At 70.0% G+C, this 18,486-nt stretch carries 10 protein-coding genes and 2 pseudogenes; 1 reads left to right on the forward strand and 11 read right to left on the reverse strand.

Annotation, left to right across the window (positions count from 1 at the left end):
- Positions 1-350 precede the first annotated feature (350 nt).
- From ACFWBF_RS32450 to ACFWBF_RS32485, 8 genes and pseudogenes are all read right to left on the reverse strand, one after another.
- On the reverse strand, positions 351-500 hold the full coding sequence (locus ACFWBF_RS32450; RefSeq protein ID WP_385608182.1) for a hypothetical protein: 150 nt from the start codon (positions 498-500) through the stop codon (positions 351-353).
- 458 nt (positions 501-958) lie between these two features.
- Positions 959-3,352 carry a zeta toxin family protein gene (locus tag ACFWBF_RS32455; protein WP_385608184.1) on the reverse strand — a complete coding sequence of 798 codons (2,394 nt, stop codon included), beginning with the start codon at positions 3,350-3,352 and terminating at the stop codon, positions 959-961.
- Complete coding sequence (locus tag ACFWBF_RS32460) at positions 3,349-6,378, reverse strand: ATP-binding protein (RefSeq protein ID WP_385608186.1); 3,030 nt, start codon at positions 6,376-6,378, stop codon at positions 3,349-3,351. The genes ACFWBF_RS32455 and ACFWBF_RS32460 overlap by 4 nt, the downstream gene beginning before the upstream one ends.
- Positions 6,375-8,252, reverse strand: a complete 1,878-nt coding sequence (locus ACFWBF_RS32465; RefSeq protein WP_385608188.1) for a hypothetical protein — start codon at positions 8,250-8,252, stop codon at positions 6,375-6,377. The genes ACFWBF_RS32460 and ACFWBF_RS32465 overlap by 4 nt, the downstream gene beginning before the upstream one ends.
- 506 nt (positions 8,253-8,758) lie before the next feature.
- Positions 8,759-9,316 carry a Tn3 family transposase gene (locus ACFWBF_RS32470; RefSeq protein ID WP_385608202.1) on the reverse strand — a complete coding sequence of 186 codons (558 nt, stop codon included), beginning with the start codon at positions 9,314-9,316 and terminating at the stop codon, positions 8,759-8,761.
- Entirely contained in the window at positions 9,283-11,091 is a 1,809-nt protein-coding gene (locus ACFWBF_RS32475; protein ID WP_385608204.1) for a Tn3 family transposase, read from the reverse strand. The genes ACFWBF_RS32470 and ACFWBF_RS32475 overlap by 34 nt, the downstream gene beginning before the upstream one ends.
- Positions 11,088-11,615, reverse strand: coding sequence for a DUF4158 domain-containing protein (locus ACFWBF_RS32480; RefSeq protein ID WP_385608206.1), 528 nt, complete (start codon positions 11,613-11,615; stop codon positions 11,088-11,090). Before ACFWBF_RS32480 ends, ACFWBF_RS32475 begins: the two co-directional genes overlap by 4 nt.
- A pseudogene (locus ACFWBF_RS32485) lies at positions 11,540-11,818 on the reverse strand (DUF4158 domain-containing protein); the annotation flags it as partial. The gene ACFWBF_RS32480 and the pseudogene ACFWBF_RS32485, both read right to left, overlap by 76 nt.
- Positions 11,819-11,944: 126 nt before the next feature.
- Between ACFWBF_RS32485 and ACFWBF_RS32490 the strand changes: the two are divergent.
- Positions 11,945-12,658, forward strand: a complete 714-nt coding sequence (locus ACFWBF_RS32490) for a LysR family substrate-binding domain-containing protein (protein WP_385608207.1) — start codon at positions 11,945-11,947, stop codon at positions 12,656-12,658.
- A 1,203-nt stretch (positions 12,659-13,861) separates the two neighbouring features.
- On the opposite strand, the pseudogene ACFWBF_RS32495 reads toward ACFWBF_RS32490, so the two are convergent.
- From ACFWBF_RS32495 to ACFWBF_RS32505, 3 genes and pseudogenes are all read right to left on the reverse strand, one after another.
- Positions 13,862-14,023: pseudogene (locus ACFWBF_RS32495) on the reverse strand (transposase); the annotation flags it as partial.
- A 9-nt stretch (positions 14,024-14,032) separates the two neighbouring features.
- A complete protein-coding gene (locus ACFWBF_RS32500; RefSeq protein ID WP_385608190.1) occupies positions 14,033-14,389 on the reverse strand; it encodes a response regulator transcription factor in 357 nt (118 codons plus the stop codon).
- Positions 14,390-14,996: 607 nt separating this feature from the next.
- Positions 14,997-18,278, reverse strand: a complete 3,282-nt coding sequence (locus tag ACFWBF_RS32505) for an FG-GAP repeat domain-containing protein (protein ID WP_385608192.1) — start codon at positions 18,276-18,278, stop codon at positions 14,997-14,999.
- Between the last annotated feature and the right edge of the window lie 208 nt (positions 18,279-18,486).

The raw sequence follows: 18,486 nt of genomic DNA on the forward strand, positions 1-18,486 counted from the left end.
CGCGACTGCCCCCTGCCCAGGGCAACTCAAAGATCATTTACGGGACAACCCTTAGTTTCGCAGCGTCTCGGTATTCACCTCGAGATCACCGGCGACCGACTTGATCGTCGCTCCCGGCCTCGACCGGTACAACGCGAGATCCAAGTGTCTCCGGTGTCCAAATTCCGGGGTCAGGGCGCCTGTGCCGGAACCCGAGAGATGACAGCGGCCGTGTGGCGGCTGTCCCCGCAGTTGCATCCGGCAGTCGAGGGCTGTGCTCCATCACGGGGTCCCTGTAATTCTCGCCGAAAAAACAACGCTAAGGATTGAGCCCCAGGTCAGGCTGTGAGCCGCAGAGTGACTGCAGCCGTCTATTCGTCGTGTTCGCGCAGCATGCGCATGACGGTGGTCGGGGCTGGGGGCTGGCCGCGCTTCTTGCCGGTCCGGATAACGAGGCGGGAGGCGATCTCGCGCAGGGACAGCTGTTTCTGGTCGCGCAGTCGGAGGGCAGTGGCGAGCATGTCGTCGTCGGAGACCTTGACGCCACCGATGGCCTTGCCGTTCTTGCGGGAGGTGGGTCATGCCCCTCGTACAGCATCCGCTGCCAGGCGGCGACCCGCTGCTGGTGCGCCTCCCACTGCCGCCCCCGCTCCTCGGCGGCCCGCTCGCGGTTCGGGTTGGTGACGGACACGACGACGATGAACACCCCCGGCCAAGATGCGGGAGATCCAGCCGACCGTGATCATCCCGAGCACGGCGATGGCGAACACCACCCCCACGATCTGGCCGGCGCTCAACCGCAGGGAGCGCCGCTCCTCCAGACGGGCCAGCTCGGGAAAGTACGGCTCGACCCACACGGGCGGATTCCCCGCATAAGGATGCGCCACCACCCCACCAGGCACGACGAACTCCCACCCCCACCGCTCCCCGCCCCGGAACACCCCGCCCACGAGCCCGCCCCTTGGATCGTGGCCGCGGTTCACCAGTCCCACATCTCCTTCGCGTACTCGAGTTCAAGCCCGAGCCCGTAGGCGTACATGCGCCCCCAGTGCTCAGCACGTTGAGTCCTGTCGAAGTCGGCGGAAGGCTGGACCGACTCCGCATCCACCATGGACTTGAATACGACAGGATTCGTGGCATCGTTCATCTGATCCTTGGCAACGAACGAATCCATGGTCTTGTAGAACGCACCCATGTGATCCTGAGCGTCATCCCGATCCAACGCCCCCTCCCGTGCCGACTCAAGTCGACCGAGGAACTCCGAACGATCCGGGGCGTATTCTCCTTGATCGTTGCGCACACTGTCGGCAATTGTTTCCCGCCTGTTCGATACGGAGATCCGCGCGAACTGGCCCGATTCAAACGCCCCGGCCAGCGTCTCCGGGTTGTTCGTATAGGCCTCATCATGCACCTGCGGCGGAACCCACCGACCGTTCTCGACACTCGTGAACCGATCCAGCGTGCCGAGCCTGCTGACTCCCTCCGGAACTGCGACCGCACGCACCTCTTTTCGCCATTCATCGCCGAATGACTCGGCCGTCCCCATGAGTATTGCCGGATTCCTGAAGGTCCCTTCGATCGCCACGTTGTACTTGCCGTCCCGGGATTCGGCGATGGCCAGCTCTGTCCACTTCCCGATGGCCTGACTCGTCACATCCGGCATGGACTGTGGGTCTTCGGCCAGAACCTCGTCATAGTCCGGATGGAACTCCCTGAGCGTGTCGGCATCAAGAATTACGACGTTCTCGCCGAACTCTTCTCGAATGCCGTTCATTACGTAGGATTTTCCGGAACCGGGAGGTCCTCCGACAAATATGGCGGTAGGCGAATCCTCGCCACCCACATAGTCCCCGAATATTCGCCCGCGCACTTCGGACTCATAGATCTGAGTGAGCCGGTCCGGCGAAAGGGTGCTCTCCCATCTGGACGGAACGTCGTCTCCCGAAGGTCCATCGGCCCCCGGAGGGCCATCGCCTCCCGGAGGGCCATCGGACAGTCCTTCACCGGCACCGGGGGTGCCCGGCACCGGGTCGCCGGTCGTCGGCTCAGGCGAAGCGTCCGGCGGAGGAACGCCTGCCGCATGTGCGTCGTCAAGCGTGCCTTCGCTCAACGCCCCCTCGTTCACAGCGGGGGCGGCGTCGACGCCCCCGTCCCGCGGGCCATCCCCTGCGAGTCCGCGTTCGACGGCTGCGGAGCGCGCGTTGAACGGTGCGCTCTCGGCGCGCTCTTCGATGTGATCCACGGCGCCTTCGGCCAGGGCCATACCGGCTCCGGCCAGGGCGGCGCCGGTCTTGATCGCGCCTTCGGCGACGGTGCCTATCGTTTGGGCGAGTTCGGCACCGGGGTCCGGCTCGCCGTCGGTCTCCGCGGCCTGTTGGTCGGGCGGGGTGTCGGTGCCCGTCGGGTCGTCCGGTGAGGGCCCGGAGTCGGGCGGAGGCGCCGCCTGCCCGACCGTGTCCTGAATTGCGTCGGGGTCGGGTCGGAGCTCGCGTTCGCGTTCGCGTTGCCCTTCGGGTTCGGGGTCCGGTTCCGTGGCGGGCTCCGGCTCGGCTTCGGATTCCGGCCCGGCGTCCGCGTCCGTGTGCGCGTCCGCGTCGTGGTCCCGGTCGTGGTCGGGCACCGGCTTCGATTCCGGTTTGGGTTCGGACTCGGGTTCGGACTCGGGTTCGGGGTCGCGTTCGGGGTCCGGCTCCGCCTCGGGTTCTGACTCCGGATCCGGTTCGGTGTCGGGCTCGGGCTCCGCTTCCGGATCGGGCTCGCGCTCCGGCTCCGCTTCCCGCTCGCGCTCCGGTTCCGGCTCGGGCTCGGGTTCCGGCTTGGGTTCGGGCTCCGGTTCGGGCTCCGGTTCGGGCTCCGGTTCTGGTTCGGGCTCCGGTTCGGGCTCCGGTTCTGGTTTGGGCTCCGGTTCGGGTTCTGACTCCTGTTTCTGAGGGTCCGGTTGTTCCGCCGTTTGCTCCTCGGGGGTCGGCTCTTGCGGTGGGGTGTCGGTCGGTTCCGGGGAGGGGGGTTCAGGCTGGTCGTGGGTGGGGCCGTCCGTTTCGGGCGGGGGCGGGTCCTTGGGGGTGCCGGGCGTGGTGGGTTCCTGGTGGGCCGTCGGCGGCTGCGCTTCGGACGGGCTCCCGGGCTCGGCCTCCTGCGGTGCGTCCATCGGCGGCGGGTCCGGGACGTGGTCGCCGTCCAACGGCTTTTCGGCGGCGTGCGGGACGGGGTCCGTCTCCGAGTCCGTGTTCGTGTCCGTTGCCGCTTCGGCGTCCGCCGCCCCCGCCTCCTCCTCCGGTTCGTCGCCGTCCCGGTGCGCGTCCGTCGGCGGCTCCGGGGGCGGAGGGGGCGGGGGTGGGGGCGGGGCGTCGGTCGGGCCACCGAGTTCGCTCATGGACGGGTCCCCTTCTCGCGGGCGCACTCCAGCGCCACCCGTACCGCCGTCTCCGCCACCACCGCGCGCAGGCGCGGTCCCGCCGCGCAGGCCATCGTGAAGGCCCGCGTCACGTGCTCCTCCGTCGTGCCGCCCGTCACCGCCGCCACCGCGTCGCGCAGCCCGCTGCGTTCCACGTCCCCGACCCGGGCGTGGACCCGCTCCTGCCGGTACCCCGGCAGGGCGTGGATCTGGAGGCGGTGGTCCGCCCCCGAGGTCCCGGTCAGGACCAGGCCCCGGGAGGCCCACTGGGCCTCGTGGTCCGGGTAGGTGTGCGGGCCGTCCGGAACGGAGGTCCTGGTCTGGTGGATGACCCGGATCACGTCCCGGAAGCGGTAGTTCGCGTACGTGTAGCGCCGTGGGTCGCCGCCCGGCGGGTCGGTGCTCAGCAGTTCGGCGCGGAGCACGGCGTGTAGGCGCCGGGCGAAGTCGCCCGGGTCGACCTCGTCGCGCATCAGGGACTCGCGGGCGGACACCGCACGTTCCACCCCGTACACCAGGGTGCATTCCAGGTCGCGGTCCGGGAGCGCCGTCAACGCGGCCCGGACCGGGTCGGACGGGCCCGGCGCGTCCTTGCCCATTGCCTGGGCCGAGGCCGCCACGTCCGTCCAGATCAGCTGGAGGGGCTCCACGGAGCGGTGGTGGGAGTCGTTCATCGTGCGCAGGGTGCACGGCGCGCGGCGGCAGGAGGTCCCGCACAGCGGGCTGCGGCTGCTCAGCAGCGGCGGCTCCGTCGACGCGCCCTCGGCGCTCTCGGCGCGCTCCCCGTGCGGGATGGCCGTCAGGACGGGCCGGTCCATGCCGTCGGCGGCGATGGCGGCCCGTCCGGGCGGCAGGGCGACGACGTTCTCGCTCTGCTCGGGCTGGAGGTTCATGGTCGCGCCGACCGCGCGCCGGTCGTCCTCTGCGGGCAGCCGGTGCATGATCTTCAGCGCGCTGTTCTTGATGACGTCGGGCAGGATCTTGCTGGGGATCTGCTCGACGATCACAACACCCTCGCCGTACGCCCGGATCTCCGCGAGCAGGGAGGCGAAGAGCTCGACGGCGGCGGCCGCCGGCCCGTCCTCCACGTTCTTCAGGAGCCGGTGCGCCTCCTCCACCACCAGGACGTGGCGCAGCGGGACCCCGCCGGCGCCGTGGTGCACCCGCAGGTGTTCGACCAGGCGGATGAGGACGGCGCCGATGAGGAAGGCCTTGTCCTGGTCGTTGGTGATCGTCTCCAGTTCGAGGACTACGTTCCCGGCGAGCAGCCCGGCGATGTCCAGGGGATGGCCGCCCTCGAAGAACCGGCCCGGCGCGCCCTCCCGCAGCGAGCCCATCCGGACGTCGACGAAGCCCCGCACGTCCGCGGTGATCTCCTTGCCGTATCCGATCATCTCGACGACCTGCCGGGCGGTGGCCTGGAGTTCGCCCAGGGTCGGGTAGCGGGCCGTCCGCGGCTCGTCCGGCTCCTCCAGTACGTACTTGGGCTTGTGGGCCGGGCGCGGTTCGCCGGTGACGAGGTCCCATCCGGCGGCCGTGTAGCACTGGGACAGGGCCCGTGACAGCACCTGCGGGAAGGGCTCGTGCCCCTCGAACGCCGCGAGGAACAGGGCCCGTACGAGGTCCACGTGGCTCTGCAGCGGAAAGCCCGGCTCCGGCTCCAGCGGGTTGAGCGAGGCGGGGGCTACGTCCACGTCACCGGGCCGGATCACGGTGACGCGCCGGGCGCGCTCGGGTCCCCCCGCCGCGGCGAGGCGGCCGGCGATGCGCGCGTACTCGGCCTTCGCCGGCTCGACCGCCAGCCAGGGGATCGGCCGGTCGTGCGTGGACAGGGTGGTGAGCAGGCTCCGTACCGTCTGGGACTTGCCCGAGCCAGTCGCCCCGCAGACGAAGGCGTGCCGGTTGAGGGTGGAGCGGGAGACGTGGAGCCGGTCGGCGGGCATGAGGGCCTCGTCGAGGATGTCGCCGATCAGGAAGGCGTCGGGGTCGTGTCCCGTGTCGTCGGAGGTGACGTCGAACCGGTTCGGGGCCACCGTACGGATGCCCGGGAGCTCCCGCGCGGGCGGCCGGGCCAGCGCCGCGACCAGTTCGGCGGGGGCGACGAAGGGCACGCTGCCCGGCGGCCCGGCGGCGCCCGCGGCCGGGGCCGCCGCTGGTTGCGGCGTGACGGTGGTCAGCGCCTCGGCGAAGGGCATCGGCCGCCGCGCCGGTACGAGCACGTACGGCAGCTCGTCGAGGTCGCCGGCGCCGCACAGCAGGGCCGCCGAGGCGAGCGCCGACTCGGGCCGCTCGGCGCCGACCAGCACGCGCACGTTCCACACCCCGGTGGCCAGGGCCCGGGTCAGCTCGCGGTAGCGGGCCTCGGCCCGGTCGGCCGCCACCCGGTCGGCGGCGGAGTTCTCGCGTTGGCGCAGCCGGGGCAGCTGGACGGCGAGTGCCGCGCGCTCCTGGTCCAGCCGCTCGTACGGGAGGGGCTCGGCCAGCACGAGCCAGGCGAAGGCGTACGGGAGGTGGGCGACCGCGTCGTCGAAGGAGCCGCGGCGTTCGCCCGGCAGGGCGCGCTCGTCGTCGCCCAGGCGCAGGGCGTCGTGGGAGCCGAGGCAGGGGATCCAGAACGGCAGCCGTTCCAGCAGGGCGACCGTCTCGCCCGCCGGGACGTCGCGGGCGGTGGAGCCGGGCGGGTAGCGCAGGGGGCGCTGCGCACCGTCCGCGGCGGGCTCGTCGCCCGCGGGCGGGAAGCCGGGCGTTCCGCCCACCAGGAAGTGCAGCGGCCGGTGCCGGCCCGGGCGTATCCATGCCGCGGCCAGACCCGCCGGGCGGTGCTCCCCACCGGCCGAGGGCGCGGAGAGCACGGCGTGGGCCGCTGTGACGGCGGCGGTGAGCTGGGCGGCCGTACGGTCCTCCGTACGGCCGTCCTCGGGCCGCCGGGGCACGGTGATCAGGCGGTGGAAGCGGTACGCGCCGAGTCCGGCGGGCCGGGCCGCGCCCCCGGCACCGGGGCTCACGTCAGGCTCGCGCGGGGGCGGGCGGAGAGCCGGGGCAGGAAGTTGATGCCGGGATTGCAGTCCCCGAACACGACGCGGCGGCCCGCCGGCCCGGTTTCGACGAGGACCAGGCCGGTCGCCGGGAGGGCCTGGAGCTGGGTGGGCTCGATCGCGAACTCGTAGACGCGGCTGAGGTTCTCGCCGGTCGTCGTGGATCGGGCGGTGGAGGTGTTGGTCGAGTCCTGCCAGCTGCGCGAGAGGGAGGTCGAGAAGGACCTGGAGCTCCCCCAGCTGCTGCCGGAGGTGCCGCCGCCCCGGTTGGAGCCGTCCGTGTCCGAGACGCCCCGCTGGCCGCCGTAGCTGCTGCCGCGGCCCTCGGTGAGGGTCTCCCCGACCTGCCGGGTCAGCTGGTTGACGAGGAATTTGTGCTCCTGCCCGATGAACTGCGCGGCTGCCTTGGCCTCCTCGCCGTTGCCCATGCGCATGAACACCGTCGCGCTGTCCGATCCGCCGGCGACCTGGACGGTGCCCTCCCGCAGGTGTTCGAGCAGGAACACGAGCCGGACACCGGCCGTGCGGGCCTCGCGCGCCATAGATTCCAGGGCGTCACGGCCGAGGTGGTCGGCTCCGGCGACGACGAGGGTCCCCGAGCCGTGCGCCACGGCGCGGGTGCGCAGCGCGTGGACCAGCCGGAAGAAGACGAAGCGGTCGGTGAGGTCCTTGCGGCGGCGCACGGAGTCCTCGGTCGTGACGATCGTCAGTCCGCCGGGCCGCCACCAGTCCGCGGCGCGGCCGCCGCCGGGGACGGCGGCCTCCTGCCCCCTCGGCGTGAGCAGCTCCGTCTGCGCCCGGACGTAGCGCAGTTCGTTCTGGACGCGCTCGCCCTGGCCCAGGAGGTCGACGGCCCGGGTGATCGACTCGACCTCGGTGGGGCCGAGCGGCCCGGGCGCGCCGGGGGCGGGATCGTAGACGCGGAGCAGGACGCGCAGCCCGGCGGCGAGCCGGGCGAAGGTGACGGGCCCTTCGAGCAGTTCCACGACGGTCTGGACGAGGTCCACGTCGATGGTGTGGAGGTCCACGTCCGCGCCGGGCGGCCGCATGGTGCCCAGCGCCTCGGCGATGGTCTCGGCCAGCTCCTCGGGAGTGAACTCCGCGCTCAGGTCCGCGTCGAGCAGGGCCCCGGGCATGGGTACGTGGGCGACGGCGATGTCGCGGCGCGCGGCGAGGCCGGCGAGTTCGAGGGCGACGGCCTGCTGGGTGAGGTCCAGGACGACGAGCGGGGCGCCACCGCCGAGGAGCGGCCCGCCGACCGTGGCGAGCAGGCTGGCCCAGCCGTTGCCCGTGCCGCCGAACACGTCGATCCGGCTGGGACCGGAGGTGAGGGACAGCGGGAACCAGGTGTCCAGCGTGTCGTTGTGCCGCAGGTGCTCCGCGTGGTGGGCGTCGATCCGGCTCTGCCAGGCGCGCCGGCGCTGCTCGTAGTCCCGCTGGGCGCTGGTGCGGGCGGCTTTCAGGCGCCGGCGGGCGGCCCTCAGCCTGGCGGCCGGGGAGGTCGCGGCCATGAGGACGATGACGAGGACGACGACGATCACGACGGCGGACGGGCCGCCGGCCACGTAGGCGACGATGCCCGCGAGCAGGAGGAGACAGCCCGTGCCCCTGTTCTTCCGGGCGGTCATGACGCGCTCCTCCATGGCGCGGACCTCGTCGCCGGAGGGTTCGGAGTAGACGGGCGGATGCTGGGCGTCCCGGTGTGCGGGGGGCGCGGACGGCTGGACGAACTCCCAGCCCCAGCGCTCCTGGCCGGTGAAGACCCGCCGCGCGAGTTCCGCTCCGGCGTCCGGATCCTCCCCGCCCCGAGGTTCGGTTGCCGGTGCGCTCTCGGCAGTGCTCATGACGCCCCCCTGTGGATGTCGGAGCATCCTGACCTTCCGGAGCGCCCCTGTCAGCTCCCGGGAGCCGCGCGGGAGACCTCTTTGACCAGAAGTCATCTACGAATGACCGAAGTTGATGCGCCGTCATACATCCGGACCAGCGCACTCCGCCGCGAGGTCCGCGATCCGGGCCGGGCCGATGCGGCAGCAGCAGCCGCCGATGAGGCGGGCGCCCGTGCGGCGCCTGGCGGCGACGGGCCAGTGGGGCCCGGTCCGCGGGGGGTGCCAGGTGGCGGTGGCTGGCTCCCAGACGGAGCCGTCGTTCGGGAGACATCGGCCTTCGCTCACCGCACCGACGATCCCGAACGCGCCATGGACGCCGCCTTCGTTCTCCTCCAAGATGGCTGGGGAGCCGTATAGCGGATCATACGGCGAAGGAGGACAACGCCCCCGCTGCTGGGGCCACCCGCTCGGCGATGTCCGAAGTGGTGCGGGGCCGGGCACCTCGCCGGGGCCGATCCGCTGCTCTACAGCCCGGCTCCGGGCTCGTCCGTGGCCACGGTCCGCAGCGGTCGGTGTCCCTGGTCGTCGAGCTGGGCCAGTTCGTGCTCGTAGTCGACGGTGATGGAGCCGTAGTAGTTGACCACCGAGCTGCGGGCCGGTGAGATGTGCGCCAGGACCTCGGTGTCCACGTCGCGGCCGGCGCCGCGTAGTTCGCCGACGGCCAGGCCCATGTACTCGGTGTGCCAGCAGACCACGGCGTTCGTCACCACCGTCAGGCACCACGCCTGCTCGTTCTGCTGCTCGGGCTGGCGCCGGGTGATCTTGCCCTCGCGGGCGTAGTGCAGCTGACGGCGCAGGGCGTGGAGGGACTCGCCCTTGTTCAGCTGCCGGGCGATCTTGCGCCGGTAGCCCTCGTCCGACAGGTACTTCGCCGCGTAGATCGTTCTGCGGATCGCCCCGTACTCCTTGAGCGCGGCGGCCAGGGCATTCTGCCGGGAAGACGCCGAAAGCTTGCCGACGATCAGGGAGGCGGTGGCGTGCCCGTACTTCAGCGACCGGCCAGACGCAGCAGGTCGTCCCAGTGATCGGCGACCAGGTCGAGGTTGGCCTTCTTCGTCAGCAGCGGCCCCGCTTTCGGGAACCGCTCCGCGTAGTCGCTCTTGGCACCCATCCGGTACAGGGTGATCTTGCCCAGGTCGCGGATACGGGGCGAGAGCTGCTTGCCGACCATGTCGAACAGACCGAAGTTGACCAGGGTGACGCCGTGCGTGTCGGTGGCGTGCTCGGTGATCGGCAGGTCGGTGGCGTTGCCCAGGATCTCGTCCAGCACGTAGTGCGCCTCGCGGTGGGTGGCAACGATGACCTTCGTGCCGAACGTGGAGTGCTGGTCGGAGACGTGGGTGTAGGTGGAGATGCCCTCGGACACGAAGTACTTCCTCAGGTGCCGAGCGGTGATCGACTTACCCCGGGTGGGGAACCGCTGGCCGTCGGAGGAGGACAGGGTGCCCGAGCCGAACATCGCGGTCACCGGCAGCTTGTGGTGGTAGTTGACCAGGCAGATGTTCGCCTCGCGGAGCGTCTCCTCGCGGATGTACCACTCCGCGGTCCACGCCAGCACGTCATACGTGATGCCGCAGGACGCGGCCATGCCGTGCAGACCGAGATTCGTGGACAGCCCGATCAGGCAGGCGATCAGATTCCTCTTGAGCTGCGGAGAGCGGGCCTGCTTGCCACCGGCGTGGACGAAGCAGTCCAGGAACCCGGTGTGCCGGTCCATCTCCACCAGCAGCGAGGCGATCGGCACGTTCGGCAGCATCCGCTCCAGCTCGCCATGCAGCTCCTCGGCCTCGGACGGGATGTCCTCCGCCGTCAGCGGCGAGATGACCAGCTCCCCGGCATCATTCAGCCGGACGGGCCCGTCGCCGCGCACCAGGATCTCCTCCAGGTCGCCCAGAGCCTCATCCAGCTCGTTCATCACCAGCGGCAGGGCCTCGGAGGCGTTGGGGCTCTTGCCGACCAGGCGGCAGAACTCCGTGCGGTGCGTCTCCCACTGGGCGGGCTTGAACAGGTGGGCGGCCGGGTTGTCGTAGCGGCGCGAGCCCGGCACGAACACGTCCCCCGAACGCAGGCCGTCGCGCAGCGCGAGCAGCGTGCACAGCTCCCAGTAGTGCCGGTACGCGGTCGGGTCGTCCTTGGCCGCGGCCTCGTCCAGGTAGCCCTGCCACCGGGTCGGCACGAACAGCGTCGGTGCGTTGTCGGGGACATTGCGGGCGCCGTTGGCATTCATCTCCCGCAGGATCCCAAGCGCCTCGATCAGGGGCTGCGCCTCGGTGCCGCCGCCGAACCGCACCGCCTGAAGCACCTTCGGCGCGAACTGCCGGATGTAGGTGTAGGAGCCTTCCAGCAGCGCCAGATGTCCGTGGTCTTTCGGCAACCGCGCCGTGGCCCCGGCCTGCGCGGCCCGCAGCCGGGACATGCCGATCTTCCCGCGCGGCAGCGTCCCCACCGCCTCGTCCGGGATACCGGCATCGGCCAGCACAGGCAGGATCTCCTCCAGCAGGGCGAGCCGGTCCTCGGAGAGCTTGGCCCGCTCGGCGAGCACCTCGCGCAGCTTGATGCGCGCGCGGGACTCCGAGCCCGACAGGGTCTGGTCGAAGAGCTGGACGACGGAGTCGAGGACGTCGACCGAGGACTGCGCGAGCAGTGTCAGCAGGATCGGATGGCGCCGGTTGGGCTCGCGCCGCACCAGGGCCTGCGCGGTCAGCCGGCGCCCGATCTGGGCCAGGTAGCGGCGCCGCTCGGCGGGCAGCGACGACATGTCCAGGGTGTCCGCGCCAAGTCCCCGCAGGAACTTCAGTCTCGACCTCGCCGCCCACGCTCGTCGGCGACGCCTGCACCGGGCCGGTCACCAGCCAGTGCAGCCGCGAGGACCGCAGCTTCGCATCGAAGACCAGCAGCCCGTCCAGAGCCGGCGCCCGCTCCGGGCCCAACAGGTGAGCCACGCGGGCGTGGGTCTCCCGCTCGGCGGCCTCGCGGGCGGTGGCGACCTTCTCCCAGCAGAGAGACGACACCCGGCCGGATCACCTTCGCCGAACGCAGATACTCGCAGCCCAGCCGGAACAGGAGGCTCGGGGCGTCGTGTTCCATCGCGCGGGCCAGCAGGAACTCGTCCAGTTCCTTGAGCTCGATGGTCTTCGCCGGCTTCCACCCCAGATACTCGGCGATCTCCCGCAGATGATCGGTACGGGGCTGCTCACGCTCGCCGTAGCCCGCCAGATCGGCGACGGCGAGCCCGAGCTGGCGAGCCCGAGCTGGCGAGCCAGGCGGCCGACCGCCGCGGGCGGAGCGGCGGCCACATCGTCGGGGACGAAGCCCAGCCAGGGCAGGGCAGACAGCTGCACAGCGGCGCCGAGCACGTTCTGGGCCCGCCGGAACTTCCGCAGGAACGCCTCGTCGGCCGGGGTGAGGGTGAAGTACCGGATCAGCTCGTCCTTGCCGATCGACGGGAACGACCGCAGGGCCTCCAGCTCCTCATCACTGAAAACCCTCGTCGCCATCCGCCCGCCTTCCCGCCAGCCACCCATTCAGCCCAACGAGCCACCCTGCGCCCGGCAACGGGCCACCGCCCCGCCTTCCCCGAGATCACCCCAGATCAGGGAGCCTCGCGGCCTTAGCGTTGTTTTTTCGGCGGAAGCTACTGGGACCCCCAGCTGTTCACCCGCTCACCCACCGGCGTCACGCTCACTGCGGTGGGCGCAGTGCTGCTCGACGAGGCACGGGCCCTGCTCGACCATGCCGACCGCGTCCGTGTACGCGTCAGCGCGGCAGCCGGCGCCGCGACCATCACCGTCGGCATCCTGGGCGACGGCACCGACCCGGGAGTGTCCAGGCTGGCCGCCGCCTACCGCCGAACGCACCCCGGCATCGACATCCGCATCCGCGACACCGATCTGACCGACCCGACGTGCGGGCTGCGCACCGGACTGGTCGACGTCGCACTGACCCGTGCACCGTTCGACGAGACCGCCCTGACGGTGCGTGCGCTGCGAACCGATCCGGTCGGTGTAGTCCTGCGCGCCGACGATCCGCTGGCCCGCTGCGACCGGCTCCGGCTGGCCGAGCTGAGCGACCGCCGCTGGTTCCAGTTCCCACAGGGCACCGACCCCATCTGGCAGTCGTACTGGAACGGCGGCACGCCGCGCGAGGGCCCCGTGGTGCGCGCCGTCCAGGAATGCCTGCACGCCGTGCTGTGGAACGGCACGGTCGGCCTGGCCCCCCTCGGACACGACCTGCCCGCGGAGTTGGCCGTGGTGCCGCTGATCGACATGGTGCCGAGCCGAGTGGTGGCGGTATGCAACGAAGGCGCCACCAACCCGTTGATCCGATCCTTCATCGAGATCGCGGCAGCTGCCTACCGTCACTGAGTACCGGCAACCGGTGGCTGCCGCTGCTCGTGAACCATTCGAACACAGTGGCCCTTGGAGCTGCCGCCCGAAGTGGGGTTCCGGCACAACTTCTGTGGAGCTGCGCCCCGCAGGCTTCCGCCCAGCCCGGAATAGCCTTCTGACCTGCTGTGCCCGGTCGCCCAGGGTTGCGATGAACCCAGCGACGAGCCGTCACCACACCCGGCGATGATCTTCGTGAAGGCCAGCGTTTCTGTTCGGCCCCGGTGCACTTCGCCGGGTCCGAGTCACCTGGATGCCGCACTGGGGTCGGGAGGGCGGTCTGACAGTCCCGAGATCTGGCGCTCGTCCCTCTCCTCCGCGCTACCGCTTCTTCGTTGAACCCAGCCCCAGGGGGCGCCGGAGGGCCGCTCGTAACCCGCATGGCCCCCAGATCCGCCCGGTCGCAAGCTCGCGCCTCCGTCCGACGGTGCGCCGAGCCCGCTTGCCTCGGTGGCGCCGCCATTGCTCATAGCTGGACCATCAAAGTTTCAGACTCGGTCAGCAGTGACACGCTGATCGGTCACTGTGGTGCAGTTGTGATCGGCTGTTAGTTTCGGAAGGGGTTAATCCGTAGGAAAGGTGCCGGCACGAACCGCGCCGGAACACCATCGATCCGATGGAGCCCGCATGTCGTCGCTCCCCGAGACGGCCGGGCACCTGCCGGCCGCCGTGAGCGCGCTCAGCGCACTGGCTGCCGGGGGTGCCGTGTGGCGCCTGGCCTCCCACAAGCCACCCAGCACCACCTGCGCATGTCTGACCGGCCTCCCGGCTCGGAACGGCGGCCGCGTCACGCGGCAGGTTCTGCGGTACGAAGCTGCGGACGGAGGTGTACTGACGGCCTGTGGTGGCCGAGGTCGCTTGCGAGCGGACCGCACGCAAATGGCTGCGGGAACAACTCGGCCCGGAGCGCGACCCCATCCCTTAGAGATCGGCGTCGTGGCTGACGGGCCGGCCGCCTCTCGCGCCCTTGTTCTTCCGGTGGGCGGCTTGGTCCTTCTTCTCCGGGATGACCACCCTGATATTGCGTTTTGCGCAGGTAGGCGCGGTTGCCGCGCGATGAGCAAGCCTCGTCCGCGGCGACCGCGCCGGGCTGGAGACGGATCTTGCTGGTGAGTCCGCCCCGGGACCTGCCGAGCAGGGCTTGTTCCAGGCGGAGCTTGCGTCGGCGTCGGCGTGCGGCCTGGCCAGTACCAGCGGCACCCGCGGCGCATCGACGTTCCCGCTGTTCAGTGCCTCGTGCATCGCGCCGTGTCCGTGCTTGTGCTCGGCCGTCGACGTGAGGTCCACGGGCGTGGTCACCGGCCCGTCCGCGCACAGCAACGCGTCGTCAGCTCGAAACGGCATCGTTCGAAGTCAGACCATAAGCAACAAGCGCAGGCGGTAGGTGAGTTCGGCGAGGGAGAAGGGTCCGATGAGGTGGTCGTCCGCGCCCGCCTTCAGCACCCTTGCAGTGTCGTCCTCGCCGTCCTGTCCAGCCAGGACCAGAACGGGTGTGGTGGCGCCGCCCCTGCGGAGCCTGACGCACAAGTCAGTGCGGGACATGCCCAGAGGTGTCGCTCCCAGCACGATGACGTCGTGGGCGCCACCCAAAGCGCGGCGCAGCGCCGCGTCTCCGTCGCCGACCCACTCCGTCTCGATCCCTTCCCCGGCCAGACCTGAGCGCAAGAACATCGCGAACTGAAAGTCATACTCCACCAAAAGGACAAACATGCCGTCATGCTACCTCTTTGGTGTAATCGTCACTAAAGCGTTTAATCTCATCACCGTTACAAGCGAGGAGAGGTGGACGCCTCGCGATGTAGGTCGCTTCAACCGCCGGCGCTGGGCCCAGCGGTGGGCCGCGCGCCGGCAGGAGAAGAACTTCCGACGGCAGGCACCCGTACAGACCGTCAAGGGGGGAGAGGGAACCGGCATCGAGCGCTGCCCGGGCATGGCAAGTGCGAACGTGATCGCCGGGACCGGTCCCTGACAGGCTGACCGTGAAGGCCCCCCACGCCGTGTGGACGGTCCCCCTGCCCTACACGCCGTCACTGCCCGCTCGCCCTCTACGCGCAAGACACGCACGCCGCGGTGAAGTCCGCTGGCACGTAACCGCCACGGCGTACCCAGCGCAGCACGCCACCCCGCCGTGTTCGGGCGCCCCGACACCGCGCAGCGCGCCCTCGGCCGAGAGGTGAGGTCCTGAAAGCCGTCCTCGCCGTGGGCGACGACGGCTTTCAGCCCAGCACGTGCAGCTCTGGCAGACAGTGAACTGCCATCACAAACAGGAGCCCCTGGCGGGAGCGCCGGGGGGCTGTATCTGTTGGGATGTGCCGGATCAGAAGATGCCGGTGATGGTGGTGGCCCAGCCTCCTTGGCCCACGAGTAGGGGTGCGCGGTGGGTGTTGGTGCCGCCCGGGTAGAACAGGAGGCAGCCGGTGGGGCAGGTGGTGCTTGTGGGGGATCCTGTGCCGTCGTCGTATCCGACGGTGTTGTTGGGGTCCGCCGGTGTGGTCGCCCACAGGTCGCCCTGCGCGTCGCCGGCCTTGGGCTGGAACTCACTGAAGGGAATGAGGGTGCCGCTGTCGTTGACGTTCTTGCTGACGACAGTGCCTTGGGCGTTGCCGCCGGTGGTGATCAGGGGCCGGCTGTTGGGCGCCCAGCCACCGGTGCCGTAGACGGTGCGGCTGCCGAGGCTGTAGGTCCCGTTGGTGAGCTGGCCGGGGTAGAGGTAGAGGTTTCCGTCGGTCTTGTAGCGGGTCAAGACGTCCTTGACGCCGTCTCCGTTCTGGTCGCCGACGGCCAGGATGGTGTGGTCCTTCCAGGCACCTGTGGGGCCGATGATGTTGGTGTCGCTCTGAAGGTGGAAAGGCTCGGTCTGGTCGGCGCTGCCGTCGCTGACGGTCTGGCCGGAGTAGAGGCGCAGGCGGGCGCTGGTGCATGCGTCGTCTACGCATTCGAGAGTGAGCAGGTCATTGCCCTGGGCGAAGCCGGCGTCGGCGCGCTGGTCCATGTCACCGGGGGTGATGATCTGCAAAACGCGTCCCCAGCCCTTGCTGCCGAGGTCAGAGGGCGGAGCGAGTTCCTGGCGGGTCGCGTACCAGACGTTGCCCAGTCCGTTGCCGGGGTAGAGATAGAGGTGGTTGTTGTTGAGGCGGGCGAGGGTGTCCTCGTAGCCGTCGGGAGCGGCGGTGGGGCCGTTGAGGTTGGTGAAGTCGCCGCCGTGTGCGAGTAGTGCGTCGCCCCAGCCGCTGTATCCGATGGTCTGCGCCTTGACCTTGCCTGTGCCGTCTCCGGTGTACAGGCGGAGCTTGTTGTCGGATTCGGTGGCGAGCATGTCGGTGTAGCCGTCGCCGTTGAGGTCGCCGAGGAGGTCCTTCGTCGCCCGCTTGGACAGGGGGGTCTGTCCGGTGGGGTAGACGAAGGCGGCGGGAGATGTCTTCAAGACCGTGGTGTCGGCAGCGCCGTCGGTCGATGAGTGGTTGCCGGCCTTGTCGTAGGCGATGACGTAGAGGGTGCTCTGGGGCCGGCCTGTGGGGACTACCTCGATGACGGCCTCGGTGGCGCCGGCGGCGAGGGGCACCCAGGTGTTGGAGGAGCAGGGGCTGCCGGAGACGGAGATGGGGCGGTCGATGGCCCAGCAGAAGCCGGCGAGGTCGGTTGCCGGGTTCTTGAGTTTGACGCGCATTTTGGTGCGGGCCTGCTGGACGGTCAGGGCGCTGCCGTCTTCTTTGGTGACGGCGACGCGGGAGGTGGGTCCGGTCTTGTCGACCGTGAAGTTGCACTCGCCGGTGAAGGGGCCGTCGGGGCCTTCTCCGTCTCGGGCTCGCACCTTCCATTTGTAGTTGCCGGTGGGGAGGTTTTGGGCGAGTACGGTTGCTGTCGCCGTTCCGCCGCTGAACACGGTGGTGACGTTGGAGACGGGTACGGGTGCCCCTGCGGCGGTGGTGACGACGAAGTCGGGGACGACGGGGCCGCCGTCGTTGTCGCGCAAGGTGGCGGTGAGTGCCAGGCCGCTGTTGCCGATGAGGCCTCCACAGGGGACGGGCTTGTTGCCGTCGCCTGCGGGTGCCCAGCTGCCTTCGAAGGCTCCGTTGCCGATGACTTCGGGCTGGAAGTTGTAGTCGACGCTGAGGACGGGGTTGTTCCGCAGTCGTTTGAAGCTGTTGGGGTTGCCCAGGTAGGAGTTGGGGACGCGCAGACCGAAGACGAGGGGGTCCCAGCCCTTGCTGGCGCCTTCCTGAACGTAGGCGGTCAGTTCGGAAGAGTGGAAGTCAAAGCCTTCGACGCCGGGGCAATGGGTGGTGTTGCCGTGGGCGAAGTTGCCTTCGGCGAGGTAGTGGCCCCAGTAGTTGTTGCGGGTGCTCCAGGTGGGCGTGGCGCCGATGTCCTTTGCGCTCCACAGTTCCGTGGGTCCGGCTGCGGAGGCGTCGCACCCCCAGGAGTAGGTCTGTTCGACCGCGAACGTGGCGTTCAGGATGGTCGCGCCGCGCAGGCCGTTGGTGTTCATCGCGAAGAATGACTGGGTGTCGCCTGACCCGTTGTTGCCGACGCGCGGTTCGTCCGCCGGGTTGCTGGAGGTCCAGCCGGAGCCCCAGGGGTAGTCCGCGCCGGGGGTGGCGGAGTACACCACTGCCCACTTCTCGGTGTAGCCACCGGTGAAGATCGGGTCGATGACCAGCGGGAACTGTGTGGCGCCGGCCAGCAGGGCAGGGTCCGGTGTCAGGGTGAGCAGGTTCGCCTCCACATCCGCGCCGACCGGCGCCTGGCGCGCCGCCGCCGGTTCCGCGGTGTCGGCTGCTGCGGCGGCGCCCAGGGCAGGAGCGCTCTGGGCTCCGGGTGCAGCCCCGTTGGATGACTCTGGCGCTGGTGGAGGCTGCTCCCACATTTTGGGGCGGGGCGCGCTGAAGATGATGTTGCCGCCTGCGTCCTTGGCCAGGAGACGGTCACCGGCGTCGTCGTCGAGGGTGACGCCGTCGGTGGTGACTGCGAGCTTGATGGACTTCAGGGCTGGGTTTGCGGCGGCTTCGGGGGTGGTGACGATGAGGTGCTCGGCGAAGCCGTTGACTTCGGCGATCAGTTTGAGGTCGACGCCGGGAAGAACTTCCTTGTAGAGCGCGGTGTTCCCTCCCACCACCGGCTCGGGAAGCTTGCCGGGCCAGGTGAGGGCCAGCTTCTTGCCGTCACGTTCCATCGCCACGAGAGCACCCTGGCCTCCCGTGGAGAAGGAGATGCCGAAGGCGGCTGTCGGGCCGATGGTGCCGTCTTCGTGTTCGGTGATGGTGGCGTCGGTCCGGCGCCATACGGAATCGTGCCGCGTCCACACGGGCAGCGTGAACTGTTTGTGCGTCAGGTTGCCGTTGGGGTTGGCGTAGGTCTCTGAGTACTCGGTGCGCTGGTCAATGATCTCGACGCGCTGCCCTGTGTCTCGAGCCAGGGCGAACGCCTTCGCTGCGGAGGCGGAGCCCGGGGCGCCTGCGGCGCCTCCCCCCGGTGACGTCTCCGCTGCCGTGGCGGAGGCGGGCTGGATGAGGAGGCTTGCCGCGGAGAGCGGGAGGAGGAGCGCGAGAAGGGCAGCCAGAGTGCGGGTCGGTCCTGCGCCCGCTCTTCGGTGATTCATGGGGATTCTTCGTGACTTTCTGCGTACGTGAAGGCTCGGGGTTACCGCAGAGTATGCGATGGCGTTCGCATTTGCATAGAACCGCCTGACTTATCGTCAGCTTCTGGCATGCTCACGGCATCCGGAATGATCCACTTCGGCGGATCTGGAAGGGTTTTTGCTGGTCAAGCGACCGAAGAGGGGGCTTGCGCCCGAAGCTCGGGGGGTG

Source organism: Streptomyces sp. NPDC060028 (assembly GCF_042736725.1).
In the GTDB taxonomy this organism is placed as follows: Bacteria; Actinomycetota; Actinomycetes; order Streptomycetales; family Streptomycetaceae; genus Streptomyces.